Origin of the sequence: Desulfobotulus pelophilus (genome assembly GCF_026155325.1) — a bacterium.
Lineage (GTDB): Bacteria > Desulfobacterota > Desulfobacteria > Desulfobacterales > ASO4-4 > Desulfobotulus > Desulfobotulus pelophilus.
Window position 1 is genome coordinate 1 of sequence record NZ_JAPFPW010000014.1, and the last position, 26,668, is coordinate 26,668.

20 protein-coding genes, 1 tRNA gene and 1 CRISPR repeat array are annotated in these 26,668 nt (G+C 51.2%); of the genes, 9 read left to right on the top strand and 12 right to left on the bottom strand.

The window, feature by feature from the left end; translation table 11 throughout:
* Positions 1 to 32 precede the first annotated feature (32 nt).
* Positions 33 to 1,971: a CRISPR direct-repeat array (repeat unit 32 nt; unit sequence GTTTCAATCCACGCCCCCGCATGGGGGGCGAC).
* Between the two features lie 225 nt (positions 1,972 to 2,196).
* The 8 genes from cas2 to OOT00_RS16565 form a co-directional block, all read right to left on the bottom strand.
* Positions 2,197 to 2,520 carry a CRISPR-associated endonuclease Cas2 gene (cas2, locus tag OOT00_RS11700; RefSeq protein WP_368407599.1) on the bottom strand — a complete coding sequence of 108 codons (324 nt, stop codon included), beginning with the start codon at positions 2,518 to 2,520 and terminating at the stop codon, positions 2,197 to 2,199.
* A complete protein-coding gene (gene cas1c / locus OOT00_RS11705) occupies positions 2,492 to 3,517 on the bottom strand; it encodes a type I-C CRISPR-associated endonuclease Cas1c (RefSeq protein ID WP_265425562.1) in 1,026 nt (341 codons plus the stop codon). The genes cas2 and cas1c overlap by 29 nt, the downstream gene beginning before the upstream one ends.
* A complete protein-coding gene (cas4, locus tag OOT00_RS11710; protein WP_265425563.1) occupies positions 3,514 to 4,143 on the bottom strand; it encodes a CRISPR-associated protein Cas4 in 630 nt (209 codons plus the stop codon). Before cas4 ends, cas1c begins: the two co-directional genes overlap by 4 nt.
* A gap of 2 nt (positions 4,144 to 4,145) precedes the next feature.
* A complete protein-coding gene (cas7c, locus tag OOT00_RS11715; protein WP_265425564.1) occupies positions 4,146 to 4,988 on the bottom strand; it encodes a type I-C CRISPR-associated protein Cas7/Csd2 in 843 nt (280 codons plus the stop codon).
* Positions 4,985 to 6,943, bottom strand: a complete 1,959-nt coding sequence (gene cas8c, locus OOT00_RS11720) for a type I-C CRISPR-associated protein Cas8c/Csd1 (RefSeq protein ID WP_265425565.1) — start codon at positions 6,941 to 6,943, stop codon at positions 4,985 to 4,987. The genes cas7c and cas8c overlap by 4 nt, the downstream gene beginning before the upstream one ends.
* Positions 6,940 to 7,659, bottom strand: a complete 720-nt coding sequence (gene cas5c, locus OOT00_RS11725) for a type I-C CRISPR-associated protein Cas5c (protein WP_265425566.1) — start codon at positions 7,657 to 7,659, stop codon at positions 6,940 to 6,942. Before cas5c ends, cas8c begins: the two co-directional genes overlap by 4 nt.
* A gap of 239 nt (positions 7,660 to 7,898) precedes the next feature.
* Entirely contained in the window at positions 7,899 to 10,367 is a 2,469-nt protein-coding gene (cas3, locus tag OOT00_RS11730; RefSeq protein WP_265425567.1) for a CRISPR-associated helicase Cas3', read from the bottom strand.
* A 131-nt stretch (positions 10,368 to 10,498) separates the two neighbouring features.
* Positions 10,499 to 11,038, bottom strand: coding sequence for a helix-turn-helix transcriptional regulator (locus OOT00_RS16565; protein WP_438266400.1), 540 nt, complete (start codon positions 11,036 to 11,038; stop codon positions 10,499 to 10,501).
* A gap of 633 nt (positions 11,039 to 11,671) precedes the next feature.
* Between OOT00_RS16565 and OOT00_RS11740 the strand changes: the two genes are divergently transcribed.
* The gene (locus tag OOT00_RS11740; protein ID WP_265425569.1) at positions 11,672 to 12,805 is read left to right on the top strand and encodes a mechanosensitive ion channel family protein; all 1,134 of its coding nucleotides are present in this window, start codon (positions 11,672 to 11,674) and stop codon (positions 12,803 to 12,805) included.
* Positions 12,806 to 12,938: 133 nt separating this feature from the next.
* On the opposite strand, the gene OOT00_RS11745 is transcribed toward OOT00_RS11740, so the two are convergent.
* The 4 genes from OOT00_RS11745 to OOT00_RS11760 all read right to left on the bottom strand — a co-directional run bounded on the left by OOT00_RS11745 (position 12,939) and on the right by OOT00_RS11760 (position 15,780).
* Positions 12,939 to 14,501, bottom strand: coding sequence for a glycosyltransferase family 39 protein (locus tag OOT00_RS11745; RefSeq protein WP_265425570.1), 1,563 nt, complete (start codon positions 14,499 to 14,501; stop codon positions 12,939 to 12,941).
* Positions 14,502 to 14,716: 215 nt separating this feature from the next.
* Complete coding sequence (locus tag OOT00_RS11750; protein ID WP_265425571.1) at positions 14,717 to 15,004, bottom strand: integration host factor subunit alpha; 288 nt, start codon at positions 15,002 to 15,004, stop codon at positions 14,717 to 14,719.
* A 49-nt stretch (positions 15,005 to 15,053) separates the two neighbouring features.
* Positions 15,054 to 15,374, bottom strand: a complete 321-nt coding sequence (locus tag OOT00_RS11755) for a hypothetical protein (protein ID WP_265425572.1) — start codon at positions 15,372 to 15,374, stop codon at positions 15,054 to 15,056.
* A gap of 330 nt (positions 15,375 to 15,704) precedes the next feature.
* A tRNA-Thr gene (locus OOT00_RS11760) sits at positions 15,705 to 15,780 on the bottom strand.
* Positions 15,781 to 15,808: 28 nt separating this feature from the next.
* Between OOT00_RS11760 and mfd the strand changes: the two genes are divergently transcribed.
* From mfd to glyQ, 8 genes are all read left to right on the top strand, one after another.
* Positions 15,809 to 19,309: a transcription-repair coupling factor gene (gene mfd, locus OOT00_RS11765; RefSeq protein WP_265425573.1), complete on the top strand. Its 3,501-nt coding sequence runs from the start codon at positions 15,809 to 15,811 to the stop codon at positions 19,307 to 19,309.
* A gap of 61 nt (positions 19,310 to 19,370) precedes the next feature.
* A complete protein-coding gene (locus tag OOT00_RS11770) occupies positions 19,371 to 20,168 on the top strand; it encodes a SurA N-terminal domain-containing protein (RefSeq protein ID WP_265425574.1) in 798 nt (265 codons plus the stop codon).
* 1 nt (position 20,169) lies between these two features.
* Complete coding sequence (locus OOT00_RS11775) at positions 20,170 to 21,144, top strand: peptidylprolyl isomerase (RefSeq protein ID WP_265425575.1); 975 nt, start codon at positions 20,170 to 20,172, stop codon at positions 21,142 to 21,144.
* A 29-nt stretch (positions 21,145 to 21,173) separates the two neighbouring features.
* Positions 21,174 to 21,890, top strand: a complete 717-nt coding sequence (locus OOT00_RS11780; protein ID WP_265425576.1) for a helix-turn-helix domain-containing protein — start codon at positions 21,174 to 21,176, stop codon at positions 21,888 to 21,890.
* A gap of 120 nt (positions 21,891 to 22,010) precedes the next feature.
* Complete coding sequence (mgtE, locus tag OOT00_RS11785) at positions 22,011 to 23,363, top strand: magnesium transporter (protein ID WP_265425577.1); 1,353 nt, start codon at positions 22,011 to 22,013, stop codon at positions 23,361 to 23,363.
* A gap of 19 nt (positions 23,364 to 23,382) precedes the next feature.
* The gene (recO, locus tag OOT00_RS11790; RefSeq protein ID WP_265425578.1) at positions 23,383 to 24,201 is read left to right on the top strand and encodes a DNA repair protein RecO; all 819 of its coding nucleotides are present in this window, start codon (positions 23,383 to 23,385) and stop codon (positions 24,199 to 24,201) included.
* Between the two features lie 52 nt (positions 24,202 to 24,253).
* Positions 24,254 to 25,288, top strand: a complete 1,035-nt coding sequence (locus tag OOT00_RS11795; RefSeq protein WP_265425635.1) for a GHMP family kinase ATP-binding protein — start codon at positions 24,254 to 24,256, stop codon at positions 25,286 to 25,288.
* Between the two features lie 495 nt (positions 25,289 to 25,783).
* On the top strand, positions 25,784 to 26,653 hold the full coding sequence (glyQ, locus tag OOT00_RS11800; RefSeq protein ID WP_265425579.1) for a glycine--tRNA ligase subunit alpha: 870 nt from the start codon (positions 25,784 to 25,786) through the stop codon (positions 26,651 to 26,653).
* Positions 26,654 to 26,668 lie beyond the last annotated feature (15 nt).

Sequence of the window (26,668 nt, forward strand, 5' to 3'; positions counted from 1 at the left end):
CCATACCCTGCTCTCACAAGGGCAAGGTACAGGTTTCAATCCACGCCCCCGCATGGGGGGCGACGGATCTGAGAAAAAAGTACCCTTCAGCCTTGTTTGTTTCAATCCACGCCCCCGCATGGGGGGCGACCAGGTGCCTTCCGGGGCCAGCCCTTACGGGAAGGTTTCAATCCACGCCCCCGCATGGGGGGCGACCTGTATGCGCTATTTGCACATCGAGAGTGTAAGTTTCAATCCACGCCCCCGCATGGGGGGCGACGTTTCGATATTCCCGGCGGGTACAGTGGGGGATGTTTCAATCCACGCCCCCGCATGGGGGGCGACGCTGAACACCATCCTCATGGATGCGGACGGGGAGTTTCAATCCACGCCCCCGCATGGGGGGCGACCATGGCCAGCCATTCGTCCGTGGTCTCGGCGTGTTTCAATCCACGCCCCCGCATGGGGGGCGACGTGTGGCCCTCTATCGGGAGGCCCGCCATAAGGCGTTTCAATCCACGCCCCCGCATGGGGGGCGACCAATGCACATCCAGTCCGATCCGTCGCTATCGCCAGTTTCAATCCACGCCCCCGCATGGGGGGCGACTGCCCTGCTATGTTTTGCAAGGACAAGGATTCGTTTCAATCCACGCCCCCGCATGGGGGGCGACCAACCTTAAAAGCCTTGACAACAAAACTGGACAGTTTCAATCCACGCCCCCGCATGGGGGGCGACGGGGCTGGACAAAACTATATCGTTACTGATTTAGTTTCAATCCACGCCCCCGCATGGGGGGCGACCTACAGCCACAATGTTCTGGACACCTCTCAACCCGTTTCAATCCACGCCCCCGCATGGGGGGCGACATTTTTGTAATCATATCCAGTGCCGACACAACGAGTTTCAATCCACGCCCCCGCATGGGGGGCGACGTGGACGAGCAAGACGAGGCAACGGATAGAAGAAGTTTCAATCCACGCCCCCGCATGGGGGGCGACAGGTAAGAGGTGGCAGTGTTTCAGGCATACAAAAGTTTCAATCCACGCCCCCGCATGGGGGGCGACTCCAAGAGTGGAGGGCTATATTGATGCTGAATTTGTTTCAATCCACGCCCCCGCATGGGGGGCGACTTGTAGGCCAGCCGATGCTGCATGTAGATATCGGCGTTTCAATCCACGCCCCCGCATGGGGGGCGACCTAAATTACTGCCTACTTTCGTTCTGCTCATGCAGTTTCAATCCACGCCCCCGCATGGGGGGCGACAAGGTATGGCGACAAACTGGCTGAGTCTATTATGGTTTCAATCCACGCCCCCGCATGGGGGGCGACCTCTGCGCCCGGAGGGGGAATAACCTTGTAGCCGGGAGTTTCAATCCACGCCCCCGCATGGGGGGCGACAAAGCAAGGGACAAAAAGCAGGGCATACAGGGGGTTTCAATCCACGCCCCCGCATGGGGGGCGACGTGCCTCAAGTGATGACAGCGTACGCACAAGGGAAGTTTCAATCCACGCCCCCGCATGGGGGGCGACGCCGACCCCTCCCCATGTAAAACATAACAGAGAGGTTTCAATCCACGCCCCCGCATGGGGGGCGACTGGGGCCGTGAGGCCCAGATGAGCAAGGTAATGGTTTCAATCCACGCCCCCGCATGGGGGGCGACTCGACCTGTCTTTGTGTTGCCGTAGTAGGAGATCAGTTTCAATCCACGCCCCCGCATGGGGGGCGACATGTGGCAAGAAGGATTCCCGGGTATAAACGTCGTTTCAATCCACGCCCCCGCATGGGGGGCGACTTTAATCGCTAATTTCAAGGTTTCCGAGTTGTCGGTTTCAATCCACGCCCCCGCATGGGGGGCGACAGTTATGCACAGGCATGTGCGCACTGATAATTATGGTTTCAATCCACGCCCCCGCATGGGGGGCGACCAGCCAGCTAGCCGAGGGGGATCAGGCATGGATGTTTCAATCCACGCCCCCGCATGGGGGGCGACTGTAGCTCAATAAAGATAATCTAAAGCAACAAGTTAAGGTAAGCTTTCAGCGAACCTCCTTTCTTTTACCTTAAAAGTCCAGTAAAAAATGTTTGATTTTAATTTAACCATTGTTTTCTAAAGATTTTTTTAATGTGCGAACATCTTTTGCTTTTTTTAATTTAGTTGCTGAAAAGACAGCCTGTTTCTTTCCAATGGCCTCAGACCGCTACTCTCTCGCAAATCTTAAAAAATCAGAGGCCCATCCATATCCAGACTGGGTTTGGCTCCGACATGCTCCACCTTGGGTTTCCAGTTTTTTCCCATGTAGTAAAAGCGCAAGCTATCTTCCAGCGGTTCGATTTCTTTTAGCAGCTGGTTTTTCAGTTTTACCCAGAGGGTTGGATCGACGGAACACTCGAACACGGAATACTGGACGCGTTGTCCGTAATCTTCAAGGGTTTTCGCTATGCGGCGAAGACGCCTTCTGCCTGCAATATCTGCAGTTTTTACATCGTAGCTTACCAGCACCATCATGGGTTCACCTCCAAAGAAAGGGAGGATAGCCATCCAGATCCCCCCGAAGATGTCGTGCCAGCAACCTTGCCTGAATGAAGGGTATCAGGCCTTTGGCTATCTTTTCATCTGTAAAAGGGTGGGTCAGGGTTTCCTGTTTCATTTTCTGCCATGCGGCCAGCACCCGTTTTCTGGCTTCATCTTCCAGGGTAACGGCTCCACTGTCAGGATTTGTTAGAAAGTCGGAGGCCCTGACTTGCTCCCGATTGATCAGGGATACTGTCAGGCGATCACAGAAAACAGGACGAAGTTCCTCCATCATGTCCAGGGCGAGACTGGGCCGACCGGGCCTGTCCTTATGAAGAAAGCCTACGGCAGAATCCAGCCCCACGGTTTCCAGCGCACTTCTCACATCATGGACAAGCAGGGTGTAGAAGAGGGAAAGGAGAGCGTTGACGGCATCTTTGGGTGGTCTGCGGTTTCTGCCTGAAAAGGCAAAGGCCGGGTCGTCTTTTCGGATCAGATCCGGGAAGGCGGAGAAATAGGAACGGGCAGCGTCCCCTTCCATCCCACGGGCTGTATCGCAATCTTCTATAGAAGTAAGTTTGCGTATGCGGTCGGAAAGAAGTTTTTCCGTTTCTCGCAGGGCAGGGGTTTCCCCGTGATCCCGGATGCACCGCAGGAGCGCCTGACGACAGTTGTAGAGCTTGCCTGCCACAAAGGCAGCGGCAAGGGTTCCGGATTTATCCGCAATATCTGCAGCGCGGTACTGCGCCCGACGCAGCAGCACATTGCCATGCAGGGGGCCATGCACCTTGGCAAGAAAACGGCCCGTATCCGTGAGAAAGGTTACGGCCACATTGCGCTCCGCACAGAAACCCATCAGCCATGGACTCATGCCCACTGTACCAAAGCACACAATGCCGGAAATTCCGTGTATGGGAATTTTCATGTCCGGCCCTTCTTCCAAGCGGATACGAATGGTTTCCCTTTCCTTGGAAAGATAGGCCCCCGGTTTGGTGATATAAAGGATGTTTTGCAGAGGTTTCATGTGAGATCCTCGGAAAGCCGTTTTTGCAGCCAGAGTTTTGCAGATTTGGCTTTGGGCTGACAGATGTCAAAAAGGGAGCAGCGGTCACAGCGGTCTTTCCGGTACCTGGCCTTTGGCAGTACGCCGCTTTCCATCATGGCATGGTATTCCATGGCCGTCTGGCGGGTAAGCTCCCTCAGGGCAGCATCAAAAGGAACGGTTTCTCGTCTTCTCGGGCTTGCGTAGAAAAGAAAACCTTCCCGTATTTCTGTATGCAGCATTTCTTCCAGGCAGATGGCTTGTGCGCAAAGCTGAACCCGATCCGCCTCAATCAGCTTGGGTTTTCCACGCTTGTATTCCACTGGTACGGGCTGCCAGATTTCTTTTTCGATTTTATGAAATTCCACGCAGTCCGCCACGCCAAAAAGACCGAGGGAAAGGCTTTTCAACGGCATGGCGTAGCAGAGGCGTACTCCGGATTTTTCCTGTTCTCCGCCTTTATCTACCCGCTCATGCAGTACACGGCCTTCGGCGGTGAAGCGATTTTCCTCCCATTCCCGATCCACATGGATAAGTCCGCACTGGCGGGGACAATAGATCATGTGCTGCATACCGGAGACGGGAAGAAAATCGGCTTCAGGATACATAATCAAAAACCTTCTATGATTTCAGGTTCTAATCCTGCAAGCGGCTCCATGTCGAAGAAGGGTGCCTCGCCTTTGGGGTTGAGACTTCTGTGGACTTTGGCAGAGGAATACTGTCCAGATTTGCAGTTATGTTTCCACCAGAAGACTTTTTCGACAACAAGGGAGCCTTCTGGTCGAGCCGACGAAGCATCGTTTTCAAAAAGTTTTGGCAGAATCTGTTTGATAGTTTCGGCATCCTCATCATTGAATCCGGTTTTTTCGGAAAGCTGTGGATTCATGCTTCCATAGAAAATATAGATTCCCTGATCTATACGATGCTTCATACCCATGGTATCGGAGCCTCTTTTTGTTCCATCACCTTCACCGCTGACACTTTTTGTGATTTGAGTACTGGTGATTGAAACGGGGGCGATACTGAAGGCTGACTGAACAGAGACAGGCCCTCGAATGGGAATGGAAACACCTTTCGTTTCGTCACCTCCAAAGGCAAAGAGTTGACCAAAAGCCCTTACATCCAGCCATTTTTTACATGCGGCTTTTATGGTTTCATCGGGTTTCGTTTTTTTTGCGTTAAAGGCTTCCTTTCCTAATCCGAATTCGGCCGATTCGGCCCTTTCTTTCAGACTGCCCATTCCATCAATTTTACGGTCGTCAGATTGAACAAAAATAGGGTGGCCTTTTTCGGAGAGACGATCCCGGATTTTTCTTTTAATACAGACATCCGTCACTTCTCCAAATCCGTCATAGTTGATACGGGGGCGATTGCCGTTCAAAGGGTCACCGTTTGGGTTAGCATTTTTGACTGAAAAAATTACGGCAAAGTCAATTTTGTTTGAAAGACTCATGCGTTTTCTCCTTTATCATTTGATCTTTTAAATTCTCTCCGCTGACAATGGAAACCAAGCAGGTATTCTCCAGAAAGCCGGGTATCATTCATATAGTCTGATCTTTCGAAAAGGGCATGGACATCATCCAAGAGTTTGTTCATGTTGGTGAGAAAGCTAGGGCGAAGACTATGGAGTCTCTGCATGTAAGGCTGGAGAGATTTTTCTATGGTAAGCCAGGTTGAGCAGGGGTAGTCAGCAAAGCGCTGCATCAGCCGGTTTGCTGCTGTGGGGTGAGAATTGCCATTGGGGTTGGCTGCATATAAGGCGATGGCTTCAATATGATCCGCAATGGCGAGAAGTCGTCCGTAAAGGTAGTCTCTTGAGGTACATGTTACATCCAGAGCCATGGAATATTCCTTCCGTTTTTTAGGGTCGGGGTGTCGGATATGAAAACTGCGGTAAAGGGCACAGGCCACGCCCATGCATTTTTCCCATTCCCAGTGTTCCATTCCGATTCGGTTTGAAGTTCTGCTTATACAGCTTGTCATGAGATCAAGCGGTACCTGCTGACCATCCATGATGCAGGGAACAAGGCGCTCAATGGTTGCTTTTTTAAGCTTGTCGTCCAGCCTTTGCCCAAAGGCTGCTTCTGCGATGTTTTTGGGTGATGGAGCGGAAAGTGACCAAAACACTTCTTTCTTTTTATTTTTTGTATCATTCTTTTTTCGGGTAAGACGTTGCCACCAAACGGAATCCGTATGCCAGTTTTCCAGCCGCACTAAAAATTCGGAACCAAGCAGTTCCCGGTAATAGATGATACTCATGCGTCCAGGGGTGGCAGAGTCCAGTCCGATCATGACAATGTCTTCGGTTGGTGAGATTGTTTTAGCATAACCCTTAATGAAAGATTTCAGTTTTGAGGCAAAGCGTTGGCCTGCATCCCGTGTATGATCTGGCGATTGGGGAATTTCTTCTTCCGTGAATGGCGTGTCTTCATCCCAGAGCTCATGTGTTTCTGTTAAAGGCTGGGGGATGGTTTTTCCGGATACGGCCCAGCAGACAAAGGCTTGATCACCATTGCGGACACCCTGGCGAGAGATCAGCCATGCAAGGGAACTGTGGGTCTTTTGTGATATAACGCTTCCGACAGAGCATGCCTGCAGGTTCTCGGTAAAACGTCCACGATAGGTATAGCCGGTATTGTCATTTGCCGAGATAAGCTTGGCTTTGTCTCCTGAGTGGCGGAGTTTGGCTGGATGCTGGTTTGCAATAAGAGTTTTTTTACCTTCAACATGACAAAATCCTTCTCCTTGATTTTGATCTTGCAGATAGGATATCCAGGCATTTTGTAGAGATTTGTCTCCCCATGTATCACTTTCGGGATCTCCAGGGATGTGGATACTCCAGCATACCAGAGCATCCCCTTGATCCTGAACGGCTTTTCCTTTCACTTTTTTTTTGGTCAACATACGGAAAATGGGTGGAACAGCCCCTTCTTCCTCTGGCCAAGATGTTCGAAGAATATTTTGGTTGTCTGTAAAAAGGACTCCGCAGGAAATAAGATCCTGTACGAGCTGTTCTTTTTTTGCGTAGCGTAAAACAGCCTGTACTTTGTGATGTGTGTATGGGGAGTTTGCCCAGCCAGAAAGAAGTTTTAAATATGATTTAAAATAGCTTTTTTTGGTACCGCCATATTTTGCATAGTCTCCTCCGCAGTACTGGATTTTATCAATCAGGGGATGTGGAGCTTCTCCGCTTGTTCTACCTGCTGATTTTTCAGTGGCGGGTAGGGGGATGAGTAGCTTATCCAAGATGCTCGCGCGTTTGAAATTCCCATAGTTGTCAATTTCGATATGGATATGTGCCTGTTGTACGGTATGTCCGATGGGAAGAAGTCGGGCCTGTTCTGTCATCAGTTGTTCGTTGTTGCAGCAGGCTTCATATGTTTCATAGAGTTTTTGAATCCAGCTCATAAGCATGTCTCCTCAATCTCTACGTGTCGCAGGTTCTTGCCGAGTTCAAATTGCTTGGGTTCCATGGGCCGAATAAATTTTCGGATAGTACAGTCTTCAGGTTTCGGGAATTCGATAATGCCGTGTTTCATGACAGGGTACCAGAAACGGGTTTTTAAAGCGTTTTCTCCTGTTTCATCGGGGTAGTCAAAACCATGAAACATCAATCCAAAGCCTAGTTCATCCAAGCCGTCATAGTCACTTTTTCCTTCACCAAATTCACAGGGTTCCACATATCCCTGGCAGTCCCGCGTCCCAAGAAAGATGTCTTGCCTTCCTCCTTTCTCCAGCATTCGTTTTGCAATGGCGTAGTGTTTGCCATTAATGCGATCGGGTGCCAGTTCTGTTCGGTATTCATTCCATACAAAGTAGGCTTCAACCTGATACTCGACGTTGGCAAGAAATGTGTAGATTGCAAGACTGTTGCCTCCACTAAAGGAGATCGGTTTCATTCCTTTGGTCTGGGTGCGGATAGGGTTCATGATCCGTACTTTTTTAATTTTCCATATGAGGGTTGGTTTTGAGTATATGGATTTGACCACGCCTTTCAGTGCATCATAGGTTGGCACATGATAAGAACATTTTTCTCCCCCGATCCGTGACGTTGGATCTGTAAACAGGGCGTATCGCCCGCTTACTTTAAAGCTGATACTGTTTTTTATGATTCCATTTTTCAAGGAAACCTCCTCGTATTAAGCCGTAGAATCTATTTTACACCCAAATTTATATTTTTTTTACTTCATTACATATGAATACTTTTGTTTGGTTCAAGATGTCAATGGCATTTTTTTGAAAAGTGGTGGGGCGATTTTTTCTGTTTACCATTTTACATCGTTTCATATATTTCAATCCACGCCCCACCGATGGCTATATTAACGTTATTTGTGTGAAAAATCAATTTTTTGCAACAGGCAAACTATATGATCCTTTCTTCCATTAGGGCTACGATTTCTTCGGAAAGCCCGTAGTCGGGACTGTAGAAACGTTCATCCAGAACATAGATCCCGAGTTCTGGGATGGGGTGGATGGCTTTTTCATTTTCTAATTTTTTAACCATGTAGGGAAAAATGTTGACGGTATATTTTTGGGCTTTCCGGAGTATTCCTTTCTGGGTTTTTGGGTGAAAGGCCGCATAAAGTTCTCCAATGATAATTTTTGCTTCTTCATTATAGGGAACAATGATTCCATGGGTTGGTGCGTCAATGGGCTTAAAGGCTTTGGCAGCCGTAGCAAAGGATTGGCGCAGCATTGCTGGACAGATCATGTTTCCAGGATTCAGAGGATTGCATGAAAGCAGGTTGAGAATGGTTTCATCAAGGGCATGAATTTTTCCAGGGATGGGATAGGTCATTTCAGATTTACGATTATGGAAGCTGTATTGGAAATAGCGTTCGATGACAAGGGGATTAGAGAGGTCATTGTTAAACTCTTGTGGCTTTTCCCTGTACTCATCAAGAATCCTCAGGGATATTTCTTTTCCAATTTTGATGTCAGGCAGCATCCCGATGGGTTCCTTATCGGGATTGATAATGAGAACATGGCCTATGTCCTTTTCCATATGCCGATTGCAGCGACCCGCTGCCTGGAGGATGGAATCCATTCCAGCGACAAAGCGAATGACAGAGCCAAAGCTGATATCAACGCCTGCTTCAATAAGCTGGGTGCTGATGCAGAGAATAGGCTTGGTATTTTTATCCGGCTGCTTCGGGTCTGGCAGACGGTTTCTGATTTGATTTAGAATTTCCATACGATGTACCGGACACATATCTGTACTGAGGTGAAAGACAGGTTCCGTATCTTCAAGCATACTGGAACAGACTTGGAAGAGTTTTCTTGCCCAGCTTTTTGTGTTCACGATAACAAGACAGTGTTCTTTTGTTTTGAAGGTTTCCAAGACCTTGGCGGCTACATCATCCAGACTCCACCCTGATGGTTTATACAGATTTAGAATTTCAACCCTTTTCAATTGATGGAAGAGGGTGAGGATATCAGGAATAATCTCATTGGATTGAGACAGTTGCAATGCCCCATATTCCGGCGCAACTTTGCCGATGAGGGGTTGGGTGGCTGTACAGAGAACGGCAGAGGTTTGGCAATGATTGGTCAGATAGTTCAGGGCATTGCAGAAGAGGTGGATGCATTTGATGGGAAGTGTTTGGATCTCATCAAAAATAATGATGCTTTTTGCCATTCTATGCATCCGTCTTGCACTGCTGGTTCGGTTTCCAAAAAGGGCTTCTAGGAATTGGACTGTTGTGGTGAAGATGACTGGGGCATCCCAATTTTCACCAAGCAGGCGGTTTCTGTCGAAGCGTTTTTGTTCTTCTTCACTTTCTTCTTTGGGATCAAGGTTTGAATGATGCTCCAGAACAATGCTGCCCGGAATTGAATCTGCTTCAAGGATTTTTCTGGCTTCCTGGGCGTTCTGATCAATGATTGATGTGTAGGGAATAACGTAGATGATTCGTTCGAGCTTATGTTTTTCTGCGTGCTGGAGAGCGAATCGCAGGGTGGCAAGGGTTTTACCCCCACCTGTCGGGACGGTCAGGGTGAAGATTCCTTTTTCATCTTGAGCGCGTTCTCGGCAGCAGTCTGATATTTGTTTTCGAATTTTGTCGATGGGGGACTGGTCAGAAAAGCATGCTAAATGATTTTCAAGGTGTTTGATCAGAACAGGCCAGTCTGGCGTTACTTCTTCTTGAACCAGTCCTGAATCCTTTCCAATGGAAGCTGCATCCGTACGGTCTGCATCAATGAGGCAGCTGTAGAGAAAACGGGTAGCAAGACCAAACTGGAAGGCTGTGATGGGATTTTTTGCAGCACAAACTCGGGAACATTTGGCGCATGCGGCAGAAACTTCTGAATCGCAGGTGTTTTTTTTGCGTATTTGGCCAAAATGATTTTTGATTTCTTCAATGGCTTCGTTCAGAAGTATTGAGGCTTTTGTGAGAATATCATTGGGAATAACGGAAAGGATTTCATCAAGGGTGCTTTCTTTTTTCATACGTTTTGTAAAGGTGTCTGTTTCACCATCCTCAGAGAGACAGTCAAGGAGGGATGAATGGTGGGAGCTGATGGCAAGGGCAAGAATTTGGCCACATAAATACCGGATGTGGGTGGTGTTTTGGATTTTTTCCCAGATCCATTGGGCTCCGGGGGTTGAGTGGTCGCCCCCCTTTGTTTCTAGCCCCTCAAGATAGTTTTGAAATTTTTCAGAATATTTTCCCATGTCATGGAGAAGACCTACCAAGCATCCTGCTGATGAAAGCCCAATTTTTGACGTAAAGCCGGAAGTTTGATCGCTGACAGCAAGAAGGTGTTGACTGAGCGTTTGCCAGTCTTCCTTTGTTGGATTTTCCGTTGTACGGGCATAAAATTGGCGCATGCATGCTCCTTTGCAGATCATTATTTTTGTGAAAAAGGTTTGTGAAAACTTAAGAAGTGCGCGTAACAGTAAAATACATACCACACCCACCGCACCATATAGTGGTGCACCCCCCAAAAAATTTACCTTTTTTACACCTCATAATTCCCCAGACTTTTTTTCAACGCCTCCACCACCTCCATCTTCAGGCTTTCCGGGCTTTCTACTTTTACCCCCGGTCCGTGGCGCAGAATCTCCCGCACAAGCTCCGTGGAGCTGTTGTAAGGCAGAGATAAAAGCAGGGTGTCGCCGTCCCAGCGGGTCATCTGATTTTTATGCCACTTTTCATCCTTCACCCAGCGGGCGTTGGGCTGGTAAAAGCGCAGAAAGGCCGTGTTCTCCGCTTTACCAGCAAAAATGCCAAATCCGCTTTCCGTGTGGTCCTTTACTTTTTTCGGGTCAAGAATATCGGCAGGAATATCCGGCATGCCCAGAATGGAGATGCGGTCCATGGACAGGGTGCGCAGCTCCTTTCGCAGCTCGCAGAAGGCCACCAGATACCAGTTGATCTGGTATTGAATGAGTTTCTGGGGGTGAATGCGCCGGTTTTCCACCTTGTTGTCGCTTCGGGAGTGGTAGCGGATATCCAGCACCCGCTCTTGAAGAAGGGCGCGGCATACGGCGGCAAACACGGGTCTTTCAAGCTGGCGTTGATAAATGGGCATTACCTGTACGCAGCGCGCGATGAGGCCGGGATCATGGCCAAGCTTCTGCAGGGCTTTATCCAGTTTTTCCCGGACAGGAACCAGAAATGGTGCCATGGCAGCCTTTTCTTCCGTATCCGTCACTTCCTGAAGAAGCCTCAGGGCATAGAGTTCCGTCTGGCTGAGCCAGAATCCGGGCAGCTCAAAGGTTCCGGTATCCGTGTTATAAAGGTAGCCGTGCTTTTGTTTATTGTAGACGATGGGGGCGTCGAAATAATCTCTCATGTACTGAATATCCCGTTTAATACTGGAGCGGGATTTTTCCATTTCTTCTTCCATGCGGGAAAGGGAGATGCAGTTGCCTGTCTGGAGAAGGGCGTCAATGCGGTAAATACGTTCTAGCTGGTTCATGGCAAAACTCCGTACAAGGTCAGTGATAAGGTTGGGCATGTTTTGGCAAAGAGTCCCTTGGCAATATCACAAAAAGACCGTATAGCAAGAAGAAACACTCTTTTCCTGAGATAAGTCCGGAAAAGATGAAACGAGCATGCTTCCGGCAGACCTGCGGTCCGGGAAGCTTCCGGGAGTGCACACACAAAAAGTGAAAGAAGGTTTCTTGGTATGGATGAAACAGCGGAAAATATAATTGATACTCCTTACTGGTTGCCCGTGTGGCTGGGCGGTATCTGGGATTTTCTGGCCAGTTATCCCTTTGTGCTGGGCATTGTCATTCTTGCCGTTGGTTTTTTTGTGGCCTTTCTGGTTCGTCGTTTTATTTTGTTCTGGGGCTTGAAACTTACGGAAAAAGCCAATGCGGATCTTATGGGTCAACTGGTTCGTATGGGAGCCGGTGTTGCGGCGGCTATCATTGTTTATCTCAGTCTGGTCACAGCCCTGCACACACTGCCGCTGCATGAATTCGCCATTACACTCTCTATTCGCATACTGATTAGTTTGTTGATACTGAAGCTGATAAGGACAGGTCTCAGGGCCAGTCATCTTTTTCTGGAAATGCTGGGCAGGGTGAAGGACCGCTTTGCCATTGTGGAAGAGCGTACTCTGCCTCTTTTTGATCTGATCATGACGGTGATCGTCATTGCCATCGGCAGCTATGCCCTCCTGCAGGTATGGAACATCGATGCCACGGCCTGGCTGGCTTCTGCCGGGGTTATTGGTATTGCCGTGGGTTTTGCCGCAAGAGATACGCTGGCGAACCTCTTTGCCGGTTTTTTTATTATAGCGGATGCTCCCTATAAGCTGGGAGACTACGTGGTGCTGGACGGAAAGGAGAGGGGAGAGGTTACCAAGGTGGGAATTCGTTCCACAAGGCTTCTTACCCGTGATGATGTGGAAGTAATTATCCCCAACTCCGTAATGGCCAATACTAAAATTGTGAATGAATCCGGTGGACGCTGGCTGAAATACCGCATCCGTATCAAAGTGGGTGTGGCTTATGGTTCCGATGTAAATCATGTGGTGGATGTACTGGAAGCCGTGGCACGCAAACACCCCACCGTCTGCCGTGACCCTGAAGCACGGGTGAGAATGCGGGGTTTTGGAGATTCCAGCCTGGATTTTGAACTGCTCTGCTGGATAGAAAAACCGGAGCAGCGCGGTCTTGTTTCCCATGAGTTGTTTATGGCCGTATACAAAGCCCTTGGCAGCAACGGGATTGAAATCCCTTTCCCACAGAGGGATCTGTGGGTACGGGGAATGCCGGAAAAGCCTTCCTGTCCTACAAAAGAGGCAGAGTAGCTACGTCGGCAATGTTTGATTCTTGCTGAAAAAGCCATGACAAACATGGGCCTGTGTAGCTCCCAAAAAAAGTCCATGCCTTCCCAGGGGGAGGCATGGACTTTTTGGGGGCCGGATCAGGGAAAAGCAAAATTCAGTTCTGCCGAACCGGCAAAAGGGGAGCTGCCCGTATATCATCGGGTCTTGCAGGCTGCCAGCGGAGCCCACCCTGAAATCCATAACACCGGTATATGTACAAATCCCGAACCTTTTCGCCTCGCCTTGTAACGGTGAACGGAACAGGAGCTTCCACCCTTTCAAAAACCTGAAGGAGCCGTTGCTGCATATCCGGGTTTCTGGAGACACCAATGGCATCGTTTGTCAGCAGATCTTCATCCTTCCACCAGTAGTCATATACATTGGGGCGATTCCATCGGTTGATGGAAACGGTGCGGGGCTGTCCGGGTATGTAGAAAGCCAGTTCGCTGGCAATCTGGTAGCGCATGCCGAAGAAGAAGGTGGACTGAGGGTCTGGCATGTCATTTGCCATGGCAGCTACGGTTTTGCCGAGCTGATCCCAGCTGCGGGATTCGATGGCTGCCCGGTCTTTATGGGGTGGCATGGGCAGAATGGGGTAGAGCACATGAACGAGCAGAAGGCCTGTGAGAAGTAAGCCGGAACCGATGGCCCAGGGCCAGAGTTTGCGGCATCGGCGGTAGAATTTTGCCGCCGGAACCGCTGCGGATGGTCCAAAAAAAGCGGCGGCCAGCACGGATGCGCCCAGGTAACCCGCCGCTGGCCAGTTACCGTATATGCGGGTGTGCAGACTGAGCAGGGCGAAAAAAAGGACCATGGGCAGGGACGTCGCCACCAGGTACTGCCGTATCCATGGTTCGCCGGGGGCATCTTTCCGGAACGCTGCCACCCATGCGGCCACCACCAGAATAAAGATGACAGGGGTAATCAGGCCCAGTTCGGAACCAATATACTCGAAGAAATACTTGAGCGTGAAGGCAGATCCGCTTCCGGCACCGCCCAGATGGGCCACATGGCGGAGGGAGTTCCAGTTGTGGGATGCATTCCAGTAGATAACGGGCAGAAACATGGCGCTTCCCATGATAACGGCTGTCCAGGGACGGATACCTGCAAGGCGGTAGCGGTGTGCCTTTGAGAAAAGGCCGTATCCTAGGGCAAACAAACCGAAAAGCACCATGGTGAACTTGGCAAGAAGGCCGAAGCCGAACCAGAACCCTCCCCACAACCACTGGGACCAGCTGTTTTCTTCATAAGCCCTGGCCACATGGTAAGTGGCACCAGCCCATGCCGCTGCCTGAATTCCGTCGGATGTGGCCAGAATTCCCCCCACCTGAAAAAGGAGTACGGACTGGGTGAGTATGGCCGTTGCCAGTGCGGCCCGATCACCAAACCAGCGCCTTGCCACAAGCACCATGTACAGACCGGCAAGGGCCATGCCGAGAATGGATGGCATGCGGACAGCCCGTTCCGTATGGCCCATGATTTCACAGAAGAACCGGATCAGCCATCCGATCATGGGAGCCTGATCGTGATAACCCCAGTCCAGATGTCTGCCCCATTGCCAGTAATTGGTTTCATCGGGAACCAGAAGAAAGGTTCCGGCATGGAAAAAACGCATCAGGGTGAACAGGGCAAGAATCCAGAGGGCCAGAGTAAAGGGTCGCATACGTGTCAGAGCCATGGGCGTTCTCACGGGATGGGATCGGGTTTGGGTAATGAGGCCGGTGCGGGCAGGAATATGACAAGCCCGTCAGCCGGAAGTCTGGGCGGCCTGAGCAGAAGCCTGAGTGCAGGCCTTCTGTTTTTTTCCGGCAAGCAGGGTCCGGCAGCCAGAAAACCATGCACATAAAAAAGCCGGGGGATCCCACAGGAACCCCCGGCCCGTATGGCAGGTTTTCAGGATTCCGGTCCGTTGATGGCATCCCGGAGTTTCCCGGAACACTTGAAGGTTACAACCCTGCGTGGCCGGAGAATGAGATCATTGCCCGTGGCGGGATTGCGTCCCCTGCGGGCATTTTTATCCTTGACGCAGAATTTACCGAAGCCGGAAATCAGTACGTCATCTCCTTCTGCCAGCTGGTCTTTCATGATCATCAGCAGTGTTTCAACAATATCCACAGATTTTTTCTTGTTGAAGCCGGTACTGCTGATTTTTTCCACGATGTCGTTTTTGGTCAGCGCCATTCCTACTCCTGAAATCCTTTGCGTGTTTTTCCCCATGTGGTGGTCTGTTTCAGAGGGGGTAATTTTGCTGGTGATAAATACGGTCAAAGTAGTATCCGTAGTATTCCTCATCAGGGTCTTTGGCTTCCTCTGTAGCTGGGTTGCGTGAGGAAAGCCAGAGAGTTTTTGCATACAGGTACAGTTCTTTTGTCAGCAGGCTCGGGTCACTCACAACCTCCCGGTTGTTCATGACAAAACTACCGGCACCCTCAACGGCTGCTCTGAGGCAGCGTATGCACTCGCTGTCATCACAGCCCTGATCCCGGGCAGTGCGATAAAGGGTATCAATGATTTTCTTGGCCACGCCTTCGATACCGTCGATGCAGTTCATTTTGTATCCTCCGCACACATTGCCGGCTTCAGGCAGAAATGTTCTGCAGGAAAAATTTACATATACGGCAGTTATATGCAAGTCAAGGCAACATCTTTATTTCTGAAACGAATTTTTTTCCGGGAGCCGGAAACTGCCCATTGTTTTTTGGGGTTGTCCTCTCCGGGGATTCGTTTATGATGAGCCCGTTTTCAGAGGCTTCCACCGGCCTGCCCTTTTTCTGGATAAGGGGGGATGCCATGTGGAGCTGGATGATCAGGCTCTCTGCTGGAAAAGGCTAACCATAAAAAAGGGATTTTCCGGCTAGCGAAAAATCCCGTTTCTTTCAGATGGAGCCGACGAGCAGAGTCGAACTGCTGACTTGCTGATTACGAATCAGCTACTCTACCAACTGAGTTACGCCGGCAACAAACGCACAAATTCATACAGGTACCATGAAGCAAAATCAAGAAAAAAAAACAGACAGTGGTCTTCAGGCATTTTTACAGAAAAGCGGGCAGCCCCTTACCTGCACAGGTGTGCCCGTTTCAGCCCGTGCGTTTGTGATTGCTGCGCTGACCGCAGCGGAAAAGCAACCTGTGCTGGTTGTGGTGCCCGGTCAGAAGGAAGCGGAAGAGCTTCTGGAGCGACTGCGCTTTTTTAGGGACGGCCCCGATCCCTGTGCGGCCATTTTTCCAGGATATAATGTGTTGCCCTTCCAGGCCATGGCCTGCCATGTGGAAACCATTGCCACTCGCATGCGCCTGCTGTACGGCTGCCTTTCCGGTGCCATTCCTCCCATTCTCATTGTTCCTTCAGAAACTCTGGTTCAGCGGGTTATTCCGGCTGAAAAGCTGGAAGCCTTTACGCGAACCCTTTCCGCCGGAGAAACCCTGGACAGGGATGAACTGGTATCCACCATGGTAGCCGCCGGATATCAGCGCAGTACCCTTGTGGAGGAGCCCGGTGATTTTGCCCTGCGCGGGGGCATTCTGGATTTTTATTCTCCCGCCCATCCGGATCCCGTACGTATTGAATTTTATGGGGATCAGGTGGAGTCCATCCGGTTTTTTTCCGCAGCAAGCCAGAGAAAGGCCGGAGATACGGACGAAGCCGTTATGCTGCCCGCCCGGGAGATGCTGCTTGCCCCTGCATCCGTGGAAAAACTCCTTGGCAGGGTGCGTCAGGAGGCGGCGGAAGCAGGGCTCCGTGTGACCAAGGTACGGGAGATTGTTGAGCGCATACGGGAAGAGGGTATTCACCCGGCCATAGAGGGGCAGCTGTCTCTTGTGTATGATAAGCTGGATATATTTCTGGATTATGTACCTAAAAACTCTCTTGTGTTTGTGGATGATCCGGAACGCTGCTCTCTGCTTGTGGACCGGCAGGAACAGCGCGTGAGAATGGCCCGGAAAGAGGCCATGGCTGCTGAGCGGCTGGCCGTGGCCGAGGCAGATCTTTATATGTCATGGCAGGAGTTGTACAGTCGGCTTACTCAAAAAAACTGTACACTTTTCAGTGATATGCCCTCCCTGCTGGGCTCCGGTGACAGTATGGACTGCAAAATCGGAGAAAATACGGTGATCCGGGGTGAGATGGCCGGTCGGCAGGGAGGCATGCAGCCTTTGCTGCCCCTTGTTAACTGGCTGCAGAACCGGGTGCGGGAAGGTTGTCGAACGGGTATTGTCTGTGCCACTCCCTCCCAGGTGAGCCGGGTAAGGGATCTTTTGAGTGCCTATGAGGTTTCCGTCGGTATTGCCGGTTCCTTTGCCGAAATCTACCGTGCCAGACGTCCGGGTGTATGGCTCTGCGAAGGACGGATCCGTTCGGGTTTTGTATGGCTGGATGAAGGACTGGCCCTTGTCAGTGAAGATGAAATATTCGGTGCCAAACGTCGTCGCAGAAAGGTACAGAAAAGTTCGGCCAAAGACCGCTTCCTGAATCTCGGAGAACTGAGGGAGGGGGACATCGTGGTCCATACGGAACATGGACTGGGACGTTTTGAGGGACTTGAAAAACTCCGGTTGAACGGAGTGCTGAGTGATTTCATTCTTTTAACGTATAAAGATGGCGACCGTCTTTACCTGCCCGTAGACCGCATGGGTATTCTGCATAAGTATGTGGGCGTGGACGGCATAGAGCCCGTGCTGGATAAGATGGGCGGCAAGGCATGGGATAAGGCCCGTGAAAAGGCCAAAGCCTCTGTGGAAAAAATGGCTGGTGAACTCCTGGCCCTGTATGCTGCCCGTAAGGTGCATACGCGTAAGGTCTTTTCCGCGCCGGACAGCCGCCTGCAGGATTTTGAGGCCGCCTTCCCCTATGAGGAAACCCCGGATCAGCTCAAGGTTATCGGTGAAGTGCTGGAAGACATGGGCAGCCCTGCACCCATGGATCGTCTTGTCTGCGGAGATGTGGGCTATGGTAAGACAGAGGTGGCTCTGCGGGCGGCATTCCGGGCTGTGATGGATGGCCGGCAGGTGGCGGTTCTGGTGCCTACCACCATACTGGCGGAGCAGCACTACCGGACCTTTGCCCAGCGGTTTGAGCATTACGCCGTGCGTCTTGCGGCACTGGACAGGTTCCGCAGCACAAAGGAACAGCGGCAGATTCTCAATGAAATGGCCGATGGCCGTCTTGATATTATCATTGGCACCCACAGGCTCCTGCAGAAGGATGTGCATTTCAAGGATCTGGGCCTTGTCATTATTGACGAAGAGCAGCGTTTTGGTGTCCGCCATAAGGAAATTCTGAAAAAAATGAGAGAAACGGTGGATGTACTGGCACTGACAGCCACTCCCATCCCCCGTACCCTCCATATGTCACTGATGGGTATGCGGGATATCAGTGTGATTGCCACGCCGCCGGAAGAACGACAGGCCATTATTTCCTACATATCTGAGTATGACGAGAGTGTGATCCGGGAGTCCGTGAACCGGGAAATGGAGAGGGAAGGCCAGATCTTTTTTGTTCACAATAATATTCACAGCATCGAGGGGCAGGCGGCCCGGCTGCGGGAGCTGCTTCCTGGTGTTCGTATCGGGGTTGCCCATGGCAGGATGAAGGAAGATGATCTTGAGAATCAGATGCTGGCCTTTATCCGGAAAGAGACGGATCTTCTGGTCTGTACCACCATCATCGAGTCCGGTCTGGATATACCATCCGCCAATACCATGATTGTCAACCGGGCAGACCGTTTCGGGCTTTCTCAGCTCTATCAGCTCAGGGGCCGTATCGGCAGGGGAGATGTGCAGGCCTATGCCTACCTCTTTGTTCCCGAGGAAAACCGGCTTTCCAGAGATGCCATGCGCAGGCTCAAGGTACTGATGGAGCATTCAGACCTTGGCTCCGGTTTTCAGGTGGCCATGAGCGATCTTCAGATCCGGGGCGGTGGTGCGGCACTGGGGGCCAGTCAGTCCGGCCATATTGCGGCCGTGGGGTATGACATGTTTTTGCAACTCATGGAAAATGCGGTTTCTGAGTTGAGAGGTGAGCCGGTACTGGACCCTCTGGAACCGGAGATTACCCTTTCCATGAATGCCTACATTCCGGAATCCTATGTTCCGGATATTGATCAGCGCATTGCTATTTACCGAAAGCTCTCACGTATGGTATCCATTGGAGAAATTAAAACCTTCCGGGAAGAGCTGGCGGACCGTTACGGTTCTCTGCCCTCCGAGGCCGGCAATATTCTTTTAAAAATTATGCTGAAGGTCCTTTGTGTGAAGGCCGGGGTTCGGCGTCTGGACCTGAATGAGCGTCAGCTTCTGATGACCTTTTCGGAAATCCATCAGAAAAGACCCATGGCCATAGGGGAGGTGATGGAGGTGGCAAATCAGGAAATGGTATTTCTTGCCGACGGCAGTCTGAGGGTCGTATTACTCAAGGATCGCCGGTTGCCTCCCATGGTGCAGGCCAGAAACATCTTGAAAGAAATTGTGGCCCGTGTTAACGGCTGAAGGGTTGTCTACTGCTTTTTTTCCGAACAGGGAAAATTCCTTGATCCCACCAGAGAGGACCATGAAGCCTTTTTACGGAACGACTGTCCTTGCCCGTCTTTGTTGTATCTTTTGGTTGTCCCTTATGCTTGTATCCGGCTGTACTCCGGCACAGTTGCATGATTCGGACTGGATTCTGGCCACAGCGAATTCGAGGATTACCCTTGTGGAATACCGGGATGCCTATGAAATGGCAAAGGCTGCCTACTCCCATAATATTCTGCAGGAACAGCGGATTCAGAGGGCTCTTCACTATCGGGTTCTCAAAGATCTGGCGGAAAGCCTTGTGCTGGAGGCAGGGGCACGACAGGAGGGAATTGTCATTGATGAGGCTCGGTTAAAAGCAGCGGTGGAAGAGATGCGGATGACATTTCCGGAAGATGAGCTTGAACGTATGCTTTCGGAAAGCGCCATTTCGGAAAGGGCCTGGGAGGAAGGGCTGCGCCGGAGGCTTCTTACGGAGAAGCTGGTGGAAAAGATTCTGGACCGTGAGCTGGAGGTGACGCCGGAGGCCCTGAGGCCTTTCTTTCTGGAATACAGCAAAACCCTTGGTCAGAAGCCAGAAGAAGTGGTTATGACGGAAGAGGTTACAGAAGAATTGATTGCCCGTTTCCGCAGACAGGAAGCGGAACCGGTATATAGGAAATGGCTGCAGGGTGTGAAGGAGCAGGTGGAGGTTCAGGTTCATACCGAACTTCTTTACCGGGTTTTTCCGGAAACCCGGCCCCTGCTGGCCGAGCTGGGTGAGGAGGAGGGGGATGTCAGTCTGCCCGTGAATCCGGCCCCTGACGTGGATCTGCATGAGGAAGCAGGTTTGTAATATGACAAAGTTTTTGGGAACGCTGGTTGTTTGGATCTGTTTCGGCTTGTTTGCTTTTCCTGTATCGGCCCAGATTATTGTGGACCGGATTATTGCCCTTGTGGATGACCGCATTATCACCAAGGTGGCATTTGAAGAGACCTTTGCTCCCATACGGGAACGTATTGAAGCTGCCGGTTACGGGCCTGAGGAAACACAGGCGCTGATTGATCGCTATCGGGAAGATGTGATGAATCAGATGATTGATCAGACCATTACTGATATTGCGGTGGAAGAGGCTGGGATAGAAATCTCAGATCAGGAAGTGAATCAGGCCCTTGAAGATTTTCGCATGAATCACAATCTCTCGCCTGAGGAATTTGAGAAAGCCCTTTTGTCAGAAGGTCTCACCCTGGAGGTGTACCGGAACCAGATGCGGGAGCAGATGCTGCGTTCCAGACTGGTGAATTACATGGTGCGGTCCCGCATTGTCATCACGCGTGAGCAGATAGAGGCTTTTTACCGTGAGAATGCGGAACGTTTCGGAGGTGGGAAACGCTATCGTCTGGCCCATATTCTGATTCCTTTTCCAAGAAACATGGCACCGGAAACGGAGGCACGGCTTCGGGAAAAAACACAGACACTGGTCGGGTACCTTGAATCTGGCAGGAGCTTTTCGGAGCTGGCTGCTCAGGAAAGCCAATCCACCATTGCCGGGCCTGATGGTGAGCTGGGCTGGTTTGAGGCGGAGACCCTGTCTCCCCGCATACGGGATGCTGTAGCGGGACTTCAGCGGGGGGATTTTTCCGGTCCCGTGCGTACCCCTCAGGGTTTTCAGATTTTTAAGCTTCTTGAAACCGGCTTTCAGAATCCAAAACCCCTTTCCGAAGTGGAAGATGAAATAGCCGATGAATTGTATGATGTGGAGGTAAACCGCCGATTCCAGATCTGGGTTACGGAGTTGCGTGAAAAAGTTCATGTGCGTATGCTGGATTGATAACACCTTTTTTGCGGGGATACAGCGGTATGGGGGAAGAATCCCGGACTACAGAGGAAGGGTTTGGTCTGTATCTGCAGAATGGCCGTATCATGCAGGGTATTCTGCTGCAGGATCTGGCGGAACGGCTCTTCGTGAGCCGGGAAACGCTGCAGCGCCTGGAAGATGAGGACCACGGGGGGCTTCCGGTTCCTGTTTTTGTCCGGGGATTTGTGCGGCACTACGCACAGGAAGTGAACCTGGATCCGGATTATGCGGCGGAACTGTACAAGAAGGCCAGAAAAAAATGGGATGCCAGGGAAGAAGATGCCCGCAGAAAGATTTTGTTCAGAAAGCGTCTGGTCCGATGGTTGAAGGGATGCGCTGTTTTGTTGATTCTGATAGCAGCGTTGAGCTTTGGGGGAGTATGGCTGGCGGGTTTTATGGGTGATGTGGAGGCCAGAAAAGAAGCGGCTCTGATGGCCGTTGCCCGCAGCACTCCAGACTACGATCAGCCCCGCAAACCGGTGCAGAGCGGATATAAGCTGGAGCTGCTGGCCGTGGAGTCTACGTGGGTAAAAATTATTGTGGATGAGGAACCTTCCCGTTCTTTTTCCGTGGAACCCGGAGATGTCCTTGAATTTCATGCGGAAAAAACGTATAATGTTTTAATTGGAAGTGCCACAGGGGTACGGCTGCGCCTGAACGGAAAAGCCCTGCCCCTTTCCGGCTCAGGTGGACAGGCGGTGAATCTGCACCTTCCCTGACAGTCTGTTCTGCAACCTGATTTTTCCGACCCGCCGATATCCGGCTGCATCCTACCCCAAGGGCAGTTGCGGCATCGAACGGGTCGTTTTGCGTTCTGGCGAGAGACCGGGGGTTACCGTATGTTTCATGACCGTCATACCATTCTTGTGGAAAGCATCAAGCGGCTTCTGCGCCGCAATGCCGTCCCGCATCTTAAAAAAATAGTTCGAAAAACCCACGCAGCCGATCTCGCCTACGCTTTTCGGTACATAGGACTTGCCGATCAAAAGCGGCTTTTTTCCATGATGAACGATGTGGAACAGCAGGGTCTGCTGCTTTCCGAGCTGGAAGACAGTATTTTTCTGGAGTTTATTCGGGAAATGCCGGTGGATGACATCGTCCATATCCTTGATGAAATGCCCAATGATGACGTTGCCGACCTTATCGGTCTGATGCCACCGGAAACCGCCACGGCTGTTCTGGAGAAAATGGAAAAGGAAGGCTCCGAAGAGGTGGAGGGGCTTTTGCGCTACAGTGATGATACCGCGGGCGGTATCATGACACCTGATTTTGTAGCCCTTTCCCAGGATGCCACGGCCAGGGAGGCCATTGAGTCTCTGCAGAAGGAACACAGGGATGTGGAGATGCCTTTTTATCTCTATGTTGTGGATGATCTGAAGCGGCTTGTGGGGGTTATTTCCCTTCGTCAGCTAGTGGTGGTACGGCCGGAAACACGGTTGAAGGATATCATGAATCCGGATCTTGTTTCCGTACAGACTTCCATGGATCAGGAAGAAGTGGCTAAAATTGTTGCCCGTTATGATATTTTGGCCGTTCCCGTTGTGGATGAAACAGGGGTGCTGGAAGGGATTGTTACCGTTGATGACGTAATTGATATTTTCCGTATGGAAGCAACGGAAGATATTCTGAAAATGGCAGGTGTTGGAGAGATTTTCGTGGAAACCCAGACGATTCTGGGCGGAATCCGTATCCGGCTTCCCTGGCTTTTTGCCTCCTGCCTTGGGGGGATTCTGGCTTTTTATGTTATTTCCGGCTTTGAGGAAACCCTTGTCAAATACGCCTATCTTGCCGCATTTATGCCCGTTATTGCAGGTATGGGGGGGAATGTGGGCACACAGTCTTCCACCATTGTGGTTCGGGGGCTTGCCACGGGCAGGCTTTCTCTGGGGGATTTCTGGCGGGTGATCGGCAAGGAATTTCTGGTGGGACTGGTCCTGGGTGCGGTTTACGGTCTTCTCATCGGCCTTGTGGCGGAGCTGCAGTACAGTATTTTTATGTTGAATATTGTTGTCGCACTAGCCATGGTTTCGTCCATGACCATAGCGGCATTCATGGGTGCCCTTGTACCTCTGGGGCTGGCCCGAATGAAAATAGACCCTGCGGTGGCAACCGGTCCCTTTGTGACTACCAGCACGGACGTGATTACGGCTTTTCTGTATTTTACCATTGCCACTAAGCTGCTGAATATGTGATTCCATGGAGTGCGGTTCTATGAATCCTGATGCGTCTTCCATTGTGATGCGCCGTGTGGAATATGGTGATTATGATGTTATTTTGACCCTCTTTTCCCGTTCAAAGGGAAAGTTCTCTGCCATTGCCAAAAATGCCCGTAAAAGCAGACGTCGCTTTTCAGGCAGGCTGGAGCTGTTTTCCGTTCTGCATCCGGACTGCAGCCAGCCGAAATCCGGTGGAATGCCCGTTCTGCAGGAAGTGCGTCTTCTGGAACCCTTTGAAAATCTGCGTTCGGATTTCATACGTATGGGATATGCGGCTTACTGGTCTGAAATACTCTGTCTCTGGCTGGAGGAACATGCCCCGCAGGAAGATGTTTATGATCTTTTTTTTCATAGACTGAAGGCCCTGCACCATGGGGTGGAAAATCCTGAAATAGCCAGCCTTCTCTTTCAGCTTCGTTTTCTGGGTCTTGCCGGGCTCTCTCCCGGGATGGATAACTGCGGAGGATGTGGGGCCCGTCTGGAAGGTGTTCGTGCCGGTCGTATCCGTTTTGACTATGGCAGGGGGCGTATTCTTTGTGGTACCTGTTCTCCTGTGGCGAAAGTCTGTGCCATGGCTCCGGGAACGGTGAAAACCCTCTGCTGGCTGCAGGAAAGGGTAAGCGAGGGGCCAGGGCGTGTTCAGTTTTCCAGGGAAGCCGCCAGAGAAGGCCTTTTGTTTCTGGAGTCCTTTGTGTCCTTTCATATGGGAAGAGATTTTCGTTCCTTGCGTTACCTGCGCAGTGTGCGCGGGCCTCAGGGTTTCTCTCTGGAAACGGCGGCTGCGGATATCACTGCATATCGTGCCAAGGCCTGAAGCGGTTTCGGGTACAGGAAAACATCTGTCTGAAAAGGGGATTTGTTTGGAGATGCTTTGTCCGGAAAAGGAAATGGTGGGCTCTGCGCCCTGTCGGGTAGATTTTGGTGGAACCCTGGATCTGCCCCTTTTTTATCAGTCTCTGGGGCCGGAACTTGCGTGTACGGTGAACATGGCACTGAATCTCCGTACGGAGGTCCGTATCCGGCCCCATGAGAAAGGCAGGGTGCGTGTGGTTTCCAGAGGGTTTGAACCGGCGGAGTTTGCCTGCGGTGAAGCACCTTATAACCATCCCCTGGGTCTGGTGTTTGCCATTCTGGATGCATTTGGTGCCGGGAATATCCATGTGGAAATTACATCCGCTTCTCCGCCGAGAAGTGCTCTGGGCGGCTCTTCTGTGATGGCGGTGGCACTGGTTGCCCTGCTCATGAGACTGGAGAATAAGAATGCTTCGGTGAACGTGGAGGATGTGGTGCTCAGGGCAAGGGCCATTGAGTCGGCCGTGGCCGGTGTACCCTGCGGCATGCAGGACCAGCTGGCGGCCGCTTATGGAGGTGTCCATTTATGGCAATGGGAAAGGGAGGGGCTTATTCGTCCATGGCGGCAGACCTCTCTTCTGAATCCGTCGGATTACCATGGTCTTGCGTCTTCCATGCTGGTGGCTTACGGAGGTGATCCCCATGACTCCCTGGATGTGAACGGACGCTGGGTTCAGGGGTTCAAAGAGGGCAGAACCCGAAAGGAATGGGAGGATATAGGCCTGCTGACCCGCCGATTCGGAGAGGCACTGGCTGAAATGGACCTGAAGACAGCTGTCTTTTGTATGCAGGAGGAACTGACCATCCGTTTGCGTCTGACTCCGGATGTTCTGGACCCTGCGGGGATGCGTCTTGCCTCGGCAGCAGGTACCCTTGGTTGCGGCGTCCGTTTTGCGGGTGCCGGAGGAGGGGGCTGTGTCTGGGCACTGGGGCCGGAAGATACGCTAGGAGCTTTACGAAGCCAGTGGCAACGGCTGATGGATAAAATGCCCGGAGCCTGTATTCTGGATGCGGCTCCTGAAAAAGACGGTGTGCTGTTTGATGTCTGATGGCAGGAACAGGCATTATTTATAAAACCTGCGGTAATTTCTGGCCGGAATTAAGCCCTGCAGATTACTTTGTAACGATACTTGCCGCCTTGACGTCACTAGAAAGTTGCTCGGCGGCAGTACATTCTGCGTGGCTGATCCGTATTATTGCGCCCTGTTAACGACCATGACCGTCAGGCAGACACATGGGCTGTTTGCCTGTGACACCATCTCTGTTTTTAGAGCTTTTTGTCCTGTACGGGAGCGGTTCGGTGCTCAAGTAAGAAAGCCTTTTTTATCATAAAATGTATCCGCAAATTGGAGTGAAGGATAACGTCACTGGCAAACAGCCATGGTGACTTGCATCGGAACCAGCTGCTGATACTGCAGTGCCGGAATGATAGAGTATACATGAGCGGAATCGTTATGTTTTTGGGATTTCAGAGTAAAATGCTATGAATGTTTACTTTCGTAAGGATATTTTAACAACCTTTTAAGCAAATAAGGATGATGGATATGCGGTTTCAGGATCTTATTTTCACCCTGCAGAAATTCTGGGCAGACAGGGGGTGCGTTCAGGCCCAGCCCTATGACCTTGAGGTGGGTGCGGGAACCTTTCATCCCACAACCCTGCTCAAAGCCCTTGGACCGGAACCATGGAGCGTTGCCTATGCCCAGCCCTGCCGCAGACCCACGGACGGCCGGTATGGGGAAAATCCCAACCGTATGCAGCATTATTACCAGTTTCAGGTCATCATGAAACCATCTCCATCGGATGTGCAGGATATGTATCTGGAAAGTCTGAAAGCCATTGGCGTGGACCCCCTGGCCCATGACATCCGCTTTGTGGAAGACGACTGGGAGTCGCCCACCCTTGGTGCTTCGGGACTGGGCTGGGAAGTCTGGCTGGATGGGATGGAAATTACTCAGTTTACCTATTTTCAGATGACAGGTTCCATAGAGGTGAAGCCCGTGAGCGTAGAGCTGACCTACGGCCTTGAACGCATTGCCATGTATCTGCAGGGTGTGGACAGTGTGTATGACCTCATGTGGAATGATAAAATCACCTACGGGGATATCTTTCACCAGCAGGAAGTGGAACAGAGCCGCTATAACTTTGAAGAAGCCAATGTTCCCCTGCTTTTTGATCTTTTTGCAAAGTATGAGTCCGAAGCAAAGAGGCTCATAGAAAAGGATCTGGTTCTGCCCGCCTATGAGTTCGGCCTGAAGTGTTCCCACACCTTCAACCTTCTGGATGCAAGGGGAGCCATCAGTGTGACGGAAAGAACCGGTTATATCGGAAGAATCCGGAACATCGCCAGGGCCTGTTCCGAAGCCTATCTGGTTCAGCGGGAAGCCATGGGCTTTCCCCTTCTGAAAAAATAAGCCTGATATCCAAGC